12 protein-coding genes are annotated in these 12,410 nt (G+C 37.5%); 1 reads left to right on the top strand and 11 read right to left on the bottom strand.

Features of this window, described 5'->3' with window-relative positions; genetic code table 11:
• Window positions 1-44: 44 nt before the first annotated feature.
• Window positions 45-890 carry an alpha/beta fold hydrolase gene (locus V7124_RS01210; protein WP_335485115.1) on the bottom strand — a complete coding sequence of 282 codons (846 nt, stop codon included), beginning with the start codon at window positions 888-890 and terminating at the stop codon, window positions 45-47.
• 261 nt (window positions 891-1,151) lie between these two features.
• A complete protein-coding gene (locus V7124_RS01205) occupies window positions 1,152-2,342 on the bottom strand; it encodes an MFS transporter (protein ID WP_335485112.1) in 1,191 nt (396 codons plus the stop codon).
• A 506-nt stretch (window positions 2,343-2,848) separates the two neighbouring features.
• Between V7124_RS01205 and serC the strand changes: the two genes are divergently transcribed.
• Window positions 2,849-3,946 carry a 3-phosphoserine/phosphohydroxythreonine transaminase gene (serC, locus tag V7124_RS01200; RefSeq protein ID WP_335485110.1) on the top strand — a complete coding sequence of 366 codons (1,098 nt, stop codon included), beginning with the start codon at window positions 2,849-2,851 and terminating at the stop codon, window positions 3,944-3,946.
• Between the two features lie 21 nt (window positions 3,947-3,967).
• Here the strand turns inward: serC and V7124_RS01195 are convergent, their stop codons facing one another.
• The 9 genes from V7124_RS01195 to V7124_RS01155 form a co-directional block, all read right to left on the bottom strand.
• Window positions 3,968-4,618: a serine/threonine protein kinase gene (locus tag V7124_RS01195; RefSeq protein WP_335485107.1), complete on the bottom strand. Its 651-nt coding sequence runs from the start codon at window positions 4,616-4,618 to the stop codon at window positions 3,968-3,970.
• 112 nt (window positions 4,619-4,730) lie between these two features.
• Entirely contained in the window at window positions 4,731-4,931 is a 201-nt protein-coding gene (locus V7124_RS01190) for a hypothetical protein (RefSeq protein ID WP_335413580.1), read from the bottom strand.
• Window positions 4,932-5,053: 122 nt separating this feature from the next.
• Window positions 5,054-5,599, bottom strand: coding sequence for an outer spore coat protein CotE (locus V7124_RS01185; RefSeq protein ID WP_335485104.1), 546 nt, complete (start codon window positions 5,597-5,599; stop codon window positions 5,054-5,056).
• 219 nt (window positions 5,600-5,818) lie between these two features.
• Entirely contained in the window at window positions 5,819-6,271 is a 453-nt protein-coding gene (locus V7124_RS01180) for a RicAFT regulatory complex protein RicA family protein (protein WP_335413587.1), read from the bottom strand.
• Window positions 6,272-7,816, bottom strand: coding sequence for a tRNA (N6-isopentenyl adenosine(37)-C2)-methylthiotransferase MiaB (gene miaB / locus V7124_RS01175; protein ID WP_335413589.1), 1,545 nt, complete (start codon window positions 7,814-7,816; stop codon window positions 6,272-6,274). It lies immediately after the preceding gene.
• 191 nt (window positions 7,817-8,007) lie between these two features.
• A complete protein-coding gene (locus V7124_RS01170; RefSeq protein ID WP_335413592.1) occupies window positions 8,008-8,874 on the bottom strand; it encodes a 2-oxoacid:ferredoxin oxidoreductase subunit beta in 867 nt (288 codons plus the stop codon).
• Between the two features lie 2 nt (window positions 8,875-8,876).
• Entirely contained in the window at window positions 8,877-10,613 is a 1,737-nt protein-coding gene (locus V7124_RS01165) for a 2-oxoacid:acceptor oxidoreductase subunit alpha (protein WP_335413595.1), read from the bottom strand.
• A 456-nt stretch (window positions 10,614-11,069) separates the two neighbouring features.
• Window positions 11,070-11,330 (bottom strand): stage V sporulation protein SpoVS, encoded by a 261-nt coding sequence (gene spoVS, locus V7124_RS01160; RefSeq protein ID WP_026692408.1) that lies wholly within the window; start codon window positions 11,328-11,330, stop codon window positions 11,070-11,072.
• Between the two features lie 171 nt (window positions 11,331-11,501).
• On the bottom strand, window positions 11,502-12,299 hold the full coding sequence (locus V7124_RS01155) for a TIGR00282 family metallophosphoesterase (RefSeq protein ID WP_335413606.1): 798 nt from the start codon (window positions 12,297-12,299) through the stop codon (window positions 11,502-11,504).
• Window positions 12,300-12,410 lie beyond the last annotated feature (111 nt).

Genomic DNA, 12,410 nt, shown 5'->3' with positions numbered 1-12,410 from the left:
ACAAACTTAAGGGAATCAACGGTATATTAACAAGTTTGATCCGCTTATATTTCACCGTTGAAAAAATCTGATGTTAGTTTAATAAATCTGTCCTTTTGCTCTACTTGTGCCCAATGCCCACACCGTTTGAAAATATGAAGCTGTGCATTTGGCAAATAATCCATTACATATAAACTGCTTTGTAACGGTACAAATCGATCTTGATGCCCATGAATAAGTAAAATTTCTTGATCCATTTGCTTAAGCGCAGATGGAGGTACTAGCATATCGGACAATTGCGACTTTGAGAAATTTTCTTCATAGGATTTACGAACATCAGGTCTTAAAAAAAGCTCTAAACGCTCAGATACAATGTTCTCAAGTTTATCTTCAAGAATACTTTTATCGAATAGGAACCAGCTTAATAAATTTTTAAACGCAACTGGGTCTGGATCCTTATGGAAGTTTGCTAGTTTCGCAAGTTCTGGGGTTGGTTCGGTTAAACCGCCTCCTGCTCCCATCAATACCACTCGTTCGAACCTTTCTGGAGCGTACATTAAAAGGTGGAGTGCAATCACACCTCCTAGGGAATTCCCAACTAAATGTGCTTTGTCAATTTCTAACGCATCCATAAGCTCAATTACTTGTTTTACCCTAATGTTCATCCATTCCGCCCCATTTTTCGGGTAGGTTTCTGGATGATCTGTATTTCCAAATCCGTAGATATCTGGTGCTACTACATGATACTTCCCCTGAAAATGCGGAAGAATTTCCTGCCAATTTGACTGTGCACTTACCCCTGGTCCGCTTCCATGTAGAAAAATAATCGTTTCAGAGGAAGGATCGCCACCTTGATTAATGAATGTTTGATAGTTTCCAGTTTGAATCTTCCGAGTAACAACTCCTGTCATTCCTAAATACCTCACTTTATAAAATATGATAAAAAGTTTGTTTTCCCCTTACTGAAATTTCAGATTCCGTATTACCACTTTAATAATAGTGAAAACACCACTAAAAAAGCGCTTTCAATAACTAACTATAATTTTACTTACAGCATTCCTATTTGTCAACAAATTCTAAATATTTTTTAAATTCTGATTTGGTTGTTTTATAAAACCCTTCACAATAAAAAAAGGATGTTACAAAATTCCTCTGTAACACCCTTTTTTCCGTTAATGATTTAAAGTTGCCTCGATACCTTTTGTTGGTTTCTTTACGGCGATTGCCCAAATGACAGCTAAGATTATTAAGCCAATTGCACTGACAGCCAATGGAAACCTGCCGATATCTTGGTTAAAAATATTTTGGACAACTTGAAATCCAAACGGACCTAAGATGCCGCCTAATCCTTGACCAACGACTACTAAGCCAACTGCTGGCGGAGCACCTACTGGAGTAAGTTCAGAAACCTTTGTAAAAACCCCAGGGAGTCCAATTCCCATCGCAAACCCACCGATAATACTGCCAACAAAAATCATCGTCAACGTTGGTGAGAAATAACAAACTGCCATCCCTATTCCTGTTACCAAAACACCCACAGGTAGATAAAAGGTTGGAAGCACATGTTTGATTTTCCCAAATAGAAATCCTGCGATCAGAGTACCAAAGGTAAACACTGAGATAGCCATTCCCGCTTCTGTAGCATTACCTAACTGGTCTCCTTGAATGACAACAGAAATATTGGTTACATAACCAAAAATCATAGCAGAGTATACAACTTGCCCTAAACATACCCAATAGATTGCTTTTGGGAATTTTACCTTTACGTTAGCATGTTCAGCTTTTGGTGCCTGCTTTTTCTCAGGTTCAGGTAAATATAGGAGGGTTATCACTAAAATCCAAATCGGGAAAAGATATGTTAAGAACCCATACTGCCAGCCAAAGGAATCGGCTAAAATTCCACCTCCTAATTGGAAGAAAATTGCCCCAATACACGCTACCGTAGAAGTCCCGAAACCAATCAAGAAATCTCTTTCTCTACCATCAAAGAAATCTGTAATGACATCTACCGATAATGGCATGGTAATTCCAACACCTAGGCCTAAAAGACCTCTCATCGCAATAATTAATGGAAGGCTATCAATAAAAGTAGGCAGCGTTCCACCTATTATGAATAAGGTCAAGCCGATGAACAAAAGCGTTTTCTTTTTAAACGCTTTTGTAAGCTTTCCATAAAAGAGAGCAGGGATGATTTGTATTAGACCAGGAAAAGTCGCTACCAGCATGACAATTGTCGGATCATAGTCTGGGAATGCCTTAATAATGTCAGCCATGATGGATCCAGCTACTCCAGCTGCAACATCTTGGAAGGCTAGAATGACGACCAAAAATTTAAGCATATTTCTACTGATATTTTTTGCCATTTGTATCCCCCTTGTATTCGTTTTTAGTTCGCAAAAGAATTTTTGTAATCGTTTTCAATAATTTAAAGAATAATACTTCTGCTGAGCTTGTGGCCTGCAAGCAACAACAGTTAAAATGTAGTTCTACTCAAACTATAATTTTACTTTTCTACTTTTTACGATTTTACCGGTAAAAATCGTAAAAAAGGCACTTCCTTTTACTAACTGTAATTCTACAGTCGTATAAAATACTTGTCAATATATTCATAATATTTATTATTTTCCGAATAGTTATTTACACAATTTCACTCTTAAAATAAAAAATAAACCGAATTTCTAATGTTTTTTAGCTAATTAATTTTTAAACTCTTCATAATCTAACTCTTTGAATGATTTTTGTTAGGATAGAACCTTGAAATTTATATATTTTGAGTTTTTTGAAATATAAACGCCTCCAAGTAAATTAATTTGATTTAAAATGCAAGAAAATATGTTATATTCAAATAAATGAAAATGGGAGTGAGAAAATGAATTCACTAAAACAGCGTGCCTATAATTTTAATGCCGGTCCATCTGCTCTTCCGCTTACTGTTCTTGAAAAAGCCAAAGAGGAACTTGTGGATTTCCGTGGTACTGGTATGTCCGTTATGGAGCTTAGCCACCGTAGTGCCGTTTATGAAGAGGTACATAATCATGCCATTGCACTTTTAAAAGAATTGTTATCGATTCCAGAGGATTATGAGGTTCTGTTTTTGCAAGGAGGGGGCAGTCTTCAGTTTTCAATGGTTCCTATGAATTATTTAAAGCCGGGAGAAAAAGCAGGCTACATAATGACTGGTTCTTGGTCTGAAAAGGCTTTTTCCGAGGCTAAATTATTCGGGGATCCGTATCATGTTGCTAGCACCCAGGAAGGTCAATATCGTCGCATCCCTAAATTTGATGAGCTGCGATACAATCCAACTGATGCTTATATCCATCTCACATCCAATAATACGATTTATGGTACTCAATGGAGGGACTTCCCAGATACAGGGGATGTACCATTAATCGCGGATATGTCTAGTGATATTTTATCGAAGCCGATTGATGTTAATAAATTCTCTTTACTATACGCAGGAGCCCAAAAAAATCTTGGACCGTCTGGTGTTACAGTCGCGATCATTCGCAAGGATATGATTGAAAAAGGTAATCCGGCAATTCCAACCATGCTAAAGTATAGCACACACGCAAAAAATAACTCTCTATATAATACTCCTCCGACATTTGGAATTTATATGCTTGGTGAAGTTTTAAGCTGGATTAAAGATTTAGGCGGAATACATGCTCTTAGCGAACGGAACGAGGAAAAGGCCAAACTAATTTATGACGCTATTGACCAAAGCAGTGGATTTTATGTTGGTCATGCTGAAGTTGAGAGTCGTTCACTAATGAACATTACCTTCCGAGTAAGTGATGAAGATTTGGAGAAAAAATTCTTAGCAGAAGCAAAGATAGAAGGATTTGTAGGAGTAAACGGACACCGTTCTGTTGGAGGCTGCCGTGCATCTACCTACAACGCCGTTCCATTTGAAACGTGTAAGGCTTTTAGTGAATTTATGGTTCATTTTCAATCTGCCAATCAATAATATTAAAGGGGAATATATGGATTATATATTTCCCCTTTTTATTTTTCGATATAGACGATACCCTTTTCTGACACTGTTTACAATAAAGAAAGGGATAGGCGGATGAAATTTATAAAGAAATGGCAGGTAAATTTTCTGATAGGCTTTTTTCAGGTCATCCCACTTCCGGCATTTACCCTGCTTATAAAAATCTGAAACATCAACGATATATCCCCTTCCACCGCTCATCACCACATTTTTCCCATGAACATCATACGGGTTGAGTCCCACTGATCGAGCATAGGCGATTCCCTCATCCACATCATTAATAACAGACTCAGGAATGGGTATTCCCTTAACAACGGCATCGAACAAGTTAATACCCTCAATCCTTTTTAAAATCAAATAATTTTCTTCATGGTCAATGAGGTGAGAAAAACATTCATGATGGCCCAATTTATTATAAACATCCACTTCTTTAATTAAATCCTCTGGTTTTCTTCCATACACCTTTACAACCCACTTAGGATTGGACTGATGGAGAAATACACCTGCATAATTCCCACTCCCAATTGTTTTCCAAGTATTCGAAGAATTTTTTACAATAATGGGATCAAATGGACCTTCCGTTGAAAGGTTGATGTGTGGCAGTAGTTCATTTTCAATTAATTTTATGTATTTCTCAATTTTCATGTATACACCTCTCATTAGTTAAGTATACAGTCCGATATCCATCAAGAATAGAGAAAATCTTCTTGATTTTGTGGAAAAAATAGCCACACAAAAAGCCAGGGGATCCTGGCTTTTACTCTTCAAAATAATCTTTAAAGGCTTTCGGATTACTTGTTTCTTTCCCTTGATAATAAGGGTTGTTTTCTGTAGAATCCTGTGGGTCAAGGTTTGTCTTAATAATTAAATGAGGTTGTGAGGGCTGCTCAGCAATCAATCTGTCGTTTAATTGTTCAAAATCAGGTAGTTTGCTATTTCCAGGTTGTCTAGGTTCCATTTTATTGACACCTCCTAAAAATATCTTGCTGATTTTTTATTTATATCATACATGGTAATCTTAATGATTATTATATATTGTTAAAAAAGAAAAAACTAGGAAGTAAAGACTTCCTAGTATGTTTATTCTTCTTCGACTCCGAGTAAGAAATCTGGATTTAACTCCTCGAATTCTTCATCGTCAACATCCATTCCCCAATCATCGTCATCGTCTTTGCAGCCATGTGGATTAATAGCGACACATACTTTCGTTTCGCCTATGACTTCCACTAGGAATTCCCTTTCAACATGGACAATGATCCGATTGCCATTTGGGGAGATAACTGCTTCACAACAATTAGGCTGCTGTAGTACTTTAGCGCAAATCTCATTGTCATCTAAGCAATCATGGTCACGATACTTTAACTTAATGACATCACAGTATTGAACCTTTTCGGTAACTACTTCAGTTCTGGTATTATCATTATATGAATACCAAGCGTTGATGTCATACGAACCGTGTATCTCTACCGTTTTGCCGACTTTTTTCGCGTTGTATTTATGGTTGATAATCCAACATCCAAGTATGCTTGTTGGACTATGTGCCGGGCTAATCGTATGATTGGACTGGGTGAATTTACGCCCTTTCGCTACTACGGCCTTCGTAATTATCTCTCTGTATTCTCCCATTTCGCGCGAACCCTCCTCATTCATTTTCATTTCATCGTATGCAAGATTATAGACTAGTGTGAGAAATATTTCTGTGAATACTGGTTAAAAGTTTAGTCATAATTCATTTTATGCAGGAGTTTAATGTAGGTTCCAATTAGGCAAGTACTTTAGTTATCGAGGATTTTTAAAAAGAAGACAAAAAAAAGCCAGGCTTATAAAAAGCCTAGCTTACTTTAATTAATGCTCATGGTCATGGTCGTCGTGGTTTCCGCATGAACCGCCATTTTGCAAACTTGCACCTGTTTCGCCGCGTAATACGTCTCCACCTGTTGATTCAATAATGACATCTGTAACCTTATTAGAGATTGTAGTTGCGATTAACTGAAGCAATTCATTTACATCTATTTGAGACTGCTTGAATTCCTGAACAACAGGAATATCGTCAAGTTCCTGCTCAATAGAAGCAATTTTATCTTCCACTTTTTTCAAAGCTTCTGGTTTTCCGTAATGCTGCAGGTTAACTGCCTGCTTTTGCAATCCCTTAATATCTGAAATTAATGTACTAACCTTTGGATTTACGTGAATTTGCGCTTCTGCGCGTTTAAAGAAATCAACTTCGTCAGTATCTGCAATCATATGAGCTAATTCTTGTGCACGAGCGATGATATCATCTTTTGTATACTTTGCCACTTATTTCACCTCTATTGGTTCTAATTCTTCTACCATTTCTCCATTTAATGACCATGTTTTTGCGCCAGTAATTCTCACCTTAACTATCTTGCCAATGGCAGATTTAGGAGCTACAAAATTTACAAGCTTGCTCCTAGTTGTGTATCCTGCTAAGACATCAGGATTGTTCTTGCTTTCCCCTTCAACAAGAACATCTAGGATTTGACCCTCATGTTTTTTCATTGCTTCTAAAGAAAGCTCGTTCACAAGAGCGTTCAAACGCTGCAAGCGTGCTTTTTTCACTTCCATTGGAACGTTATCCTCCATTTTAGCTGCAGGCGTTCCTTCACGTGGAGAATAAATAAATGTATAAGCCAATTCATACCCCACTTCACGGTAGAGGGACATTGTTTCTTCAAACTGTTCATCCGTTTCATTAGGATAACCAACGATAATATCGGTCGTTAAAGCAACATTTGGAATGGCCGCTTTGATTTTTCTTACAAGCTCTAAATATTGTTCTCTTGTGTATTTACGAGCCATAATTTTCAATACGTCCGTTGAACCTGATTGAACTGGTAAATGGATATGATCCATTAGGTTACCACCTTGGGCAAGAACTTCAATTAATCGATCATCAAAGTCACGAGGATGGCTTGTTGTGAAACGAATCCGTGGGATATCAATTTTGCGCAGCTCACTCATCAGCTCGCCAAGTCCATAGTTACTATCCTCTAGATCTTTTCCATATGCATTTACATTTTGCCCTAATAAAGTGACCTCTTGGTATCCTTGTGCTGCTAATTGACGTACTTCCTGAATAATTTCCTCAGGACGACGGCTTCGTTCCTTCCCACGAGTAAAAGGTACGATACAGTACGTACAGAATTTATCACAACCGTACATGATGTTTACCCATGCCTTAATGTTGCCGCGTCTTACTTTTGGAAGGTTTTCAATGACGTCACCTTCTTTAGACCATACTTCAACAACCATTTCTTTAGACATGTAGGCATCATGTAAAATATTGGGCAACCGGTGGATGTTATGCGTACCAAAAATCATGTCAACTTGATTATAGGTTTTTAGAATCTTGTTAACTACGGATTCTTCCTGTGACATACATCCACATACACCTATTAATAAATCTGGCTTTTCCAACTTCAAATGCTTTAAATGTCCTAGTTCACCAAACACTTTGTTTTCAGCATTCTCGCGAATTGCACATGTATTAAGGAGAATAACATTGGCATCCTCTGTGGAATCTGTTGGCTCATATCCCAACGCCAAAAAGATCCCTGCCATCACCTCTGTATCATGTTCATTCATTTGACAGCCATACGTGCGAATATAGAATTTACGGCCTTCTCCCATGCCGCGAAATTCTTCAGGAATGGAGAAATCGTTATGATACTTTACTTCTTCTTTCCCACGCTTTTTAGCATCTTTTAAAGAAGGTGCGGTGATTACTTGCTCAAAATACTTGCTGTAATCCTTGGCGGATTTTTTGTCCGAAGAATTAGCAGTATCGATTTGTTGAGCTTCTAAACGTTGTTTTTCATTCATGCGTTAAAATCTCCTTTCGAACAATTTGAACATTTGTCTATGAATATTTTTAAAGGTAATTTTTCCCCTGTACTAGTGTATAAGAAAGCATACTAACACACTCCTGCACATTATAATAGTATAACGGTTAAAAGGCTTGAAAACAATAAAAAATCCCGTAGCAGTATACTACGGGATTCTTCCAATTGCTATTACATAAATTCGCCAACTAATTTATCAAAATAATTCTGATCAAGATTTAAGTCTGCTTGAGCCAAAGGAGCTTCAGCGTAACCAGAAATTAATTCTTGGTAAGACTTTCTCTCCGTGTTTTGATAAATAAGACCTGTAACTAAGCCATTATGTTTCATTAGCGTTTGCATTGCGTCTTCACGATTTGAAGGATCATAACCTTCAATATCGCTTAATTTTGTAAGGTTTTCTTTAAACCAGTCATAGGTATTCACTTTATTATACGTTACACAAGGACTGTAGACGTTGATTAAAGAGAATCCTTTATGTTTAATACCAGCTTCAATTAAAGCAGTTAGGTCTTTTAAATCAGTAGAAAAGCTTTGAGCAACAAATGTTGCCCCAGCAGTCAACGCCATTTCCATCGGTGAAATTGCTTGTTCAACCGAACCCATTGGAGTTGATTTTGTTTTAAAACCTGCTGCAGAACGTGGAGACGTTTGTCCCTTCGTCAATCCATAGATTTGGTTATCCATTACAACGTAAGTAATGTCGATATTTCTACGGATGGCATGAATAGTATGACCCATACCAATTGCAAAGCCGTCACCATCACCACCAGAAGCGATAACAGTTAAATCACGGTTTGCCATTTTTACACCTTGCGCGATTGGTAATGAACGTCCATGAATTCCATGGAAGCCATATGAATTAATGTATCCAGAAATACGACCCGAACATCCAATACCAGAAATAACAGCTAAGTTTTCAGGCTCTAGACCTACATTCGCTGCTGCACGTTGCATTGCCGCTTGTACAGAGAAGTCGCCACAGCCAGGGCACCAGTTCGGTTTTACATTATTTCTAAAGTCTTTAAAAGTGGCCATGTTTAGAACAACTCCTTACATTTTGTATATACTTCGTGTGGTAAGAACGGATTACCGTCATATTTTAAATGTTTAATAATCTTTTCAGCATGACCAACATTCATTTTCATAATGTTCGCCAATTGACCAGTTGCATTGTTTTCAACAACAACTACTTTCTTTGCTGAACGAACAAGTGGCAGTACTTCGTCTGTTGGGAATGGGTGAATTAATCGAATTTGAGCATGATTTACTTTCAATCCCTCATTTTCCAAACGCACCATAGCTTCCTCAATTACACCTCTAGTTGAGTTAAAACCAACTAGTAAAACGTCTGCATCTTCATGCTTCGTATTTTTATAAACTGGTGTTTTGAAACGAATATTTTCTATTTTACGGAATCGCTTGTCCATTTGGGCAACTCGATTTACAGCAGATTCTGATGGTTTTCCAGTTTCATCATGTTCAACACCTGTTACATGGTGGATACCATTTTTCATACCAGGTATTACCCGAGGAGAAACTCCATCACTGGTAACTTCATAACGTTTGAAATATCCTTTGTTTTCAATTTCAGGAATTTCATTTGTAACGAGCTTACCGCGTCTAATTTCAACTTTATCCATTGCCAAAGGCTCAACTGTCTGCTTTCCTAATGATAGTTGAAGGTCTGTAAGAATGATAACAGGACATTGGTATTCTTCTGCAAGGTTAAATGCCTCTGCAGTGTCATAGAACGCTTCTTCTACCGTACTTGGTGCCATTACGATTTTAGGGATTTCTCCGTGTGTACCGTAGATCATCGCCATTAAATCTGATTGTTCTTGCTTCGTTGGCAACCCAGTAGAAGGACCGCCACGCTGCGTATCAACAACAACAAGTGGAGTTTCAGTAATACCCGAAAGACCAATTGCTTCCATTTTCAAAGATAGGCCTGGACCAGCAGATGCAGTAATGGTACGAACACCCGCATAGTTAGCACCAATTGCCATTGTACAAGCAGCAATTTCATCTTCTGTTTGAATAACTGCTCCACCAAGTGCAGGAAGCTTTTTAATTAAATATTCCATTATTTCAGAAGCTGGTGTAATTGGGTAAGCAGCCATAAAACGACAGCCTGCTGCAACAGCGCCTAATGCAATTGCATCGTTCCCAATCATAAACATACGCTTCTTGCCATCAGCTTTTTCTAGCTCCATAATTTCAGCGCCATCAACAAGCTGTTTTTTCATATAATCAAATCCAGCTTTAATTGCATCCATGTTTTTCGCTACTACTTGAGCACCTTTTTTACCGAAAATCTCTTGAACTACTTCTTCAAATACATGGATATCAAGATCCAATACTGCAGAAGTCGCACCAATGGCTACCATGTTTTTCATTAGGGATGTTCCTAATTCAGTAGCTATTTCAGTGAATGGAACCGCATACAATGAAGCTTGAGTATCTTCCGGTTTCTTTGGTGAAAACTTTGCATCCGCTAGGATTACCCCTTTAGCATGCAATTCTTTGTAGTTTACATCAATTGTTTCTTGGTCAAATGCTACAAGAATATCAAGATCATCTGAGATTGAACGAACTTCTGTCGTACTTACTCTGATCTTGTTGTTAGTATGACCACCTTTAATACGAGATGAAAAGTGACGATAACCATACAAGTAATAACCGAGACGATTCAATGCAATAGCAAATATTTCCCCTGTACTTTCAATACCTTCCCCTTGTTGTCCGCCAACTTTCCACGAAAGTTGATTGATCATGACTTACACCCCTTTGGATATGTAAAAAATATATTTTTTAAATCGCTTATAGTTTAGCACTTTTCCGAGTAATTCACTAGAATTTAGCCTATAATGCTTTAAAGACCAAATAATATGAGTCAATAGATGTACTAAACGCTTACAATTCTAGACCTCAAAACAAAAAAATGCAACCCTTTCAGATAAAATATTGTCTAAAATATGAATATTTTTTTATAATTCAAAAATTGACATTTATTAGATTTCCAAGATACGCTCAAAAAACCCAGTATAACGCCTTTTTTAATCAATCTAAATAAATTTATTTACCTATTATTCTATCAAAGAAAACGGTTTCATTTATTCTAGAATAATATTATCCTTGAAATTTTAAAAGCATAAAAATACCTGCTTAAAGTTAAGCAGGTAAATAGTAGCTTATTTCAATCTAATTTCACATGTTTGATTCTATCTCTTTCATCTCGGTTCAACAATAAGCTTTATAGCCGTGCGCTCTTCACCGTCAATTTTAATATCAGTGAACGCAGGGATACAAATCAAATCAACTCCGCTAGGTGCTACAAATCCTCTTGCAATCGCTACTGCCTTAACAGCTTGATTCAATGCACCTGCACCAATTGCCTGTATTTCTGCAGCACCTCTTTCACGCAGAACTCCAGCAAGTGCACCAGCTACAGAATTAGGATTAGATTTTGCTGAAACTTTTAATATTTCCATTCCTAGCTCCCCCTTGTATAGTCCCGATCCTTGGCATGAGCAGTTTCATGAGCAAATCAGGTATATAAGTTTCCACTGCTACTATATTCATTCTATAAATGACATATTCCGGCTTGGACAAAAAAAGTGTTTATTTATCTACAAAAAAGAAAAACCCTCCAGAGTGGAAGGTTAGGAATACCAAGGATTATCTTCATTAATTAGGATGCGCTCCATTTTTTTACATTTACCAGTTTTCCTATCAAGTTCTAGATATACACCACTAAGCTGGCTTCGTCCGGTTTTTGGGACTTCAAATCTTACAGGGAGGCTTGTTAGAAACTTAGTGATGACAGCTTCCCTCTCCATACCTAGAATTCCATCATATGGACCTGTCATCCCAACATCGGTTAAATAACCTGTTCCGTTAGGCAGTACCCGGCTATCTGCTGTTTGTACATGTGTATGTGTTCCAATGACAGCAGAAACTCTTCCATCTAAATACCAGCCCATTGCCAGTTTTTCACTAGTTGCTTCTGCATGAAAATCTACAAATATAAAAGGTGTTCGTGCCTGAGCCAATTCCACTAATTCATCTGCTTTCTTAAAAGGGCAATCTAAAGGAGGCATAAACGTTCTACCTTGTAAATTGATTACAGCAACTTCTATGTCATTTACTTTGAAGAATGCTAGTCCTTTGCCAGGAGTTCCTTCAGGAAAATTCGCAGGCCGCACCATATTCTTTGCGGTTTCGATAAATTCAAAAATCTCCTTGTTATCCCATGAATGGTTTCCGAGTGTCACAGCCTGTGCCCCTGCTCCCAAAAACTCTCTGTAGATTTTCTCAGTAATCCCCCTGCCGCCTGCAGCATTTTCACCATTAATAACCGTGAAATTGGGTCGATATTTTTCTTTTATCTTTGGTACGTATTCTTTAACCATATCCCGGCCTGGCGAGCCTACAACATCTCCAATAAATAATAAGTTCATTTATGATCCTTTCGTAAAGCAATTATTTACTATAAATTGTATCACATTTTTATTTTATTTAACCGTGGTTAAACTAATCAAATAGGCTGTGTTAAACTTGGCTGTTGATTT

The organism is Neobacillus niacini (assembly GCF_036961885.1).
In the GTDB taxonomy this organism is placed as follows: domain Bacteria; phylum Bacillota; class Bacilli; order Bacillales; family Cytobacillaceae; genus Neobacillus; species Neobacillus niacini_H.
This window is presented reverse-complemented; position numbering and strand designations above follow the sequence as displayed.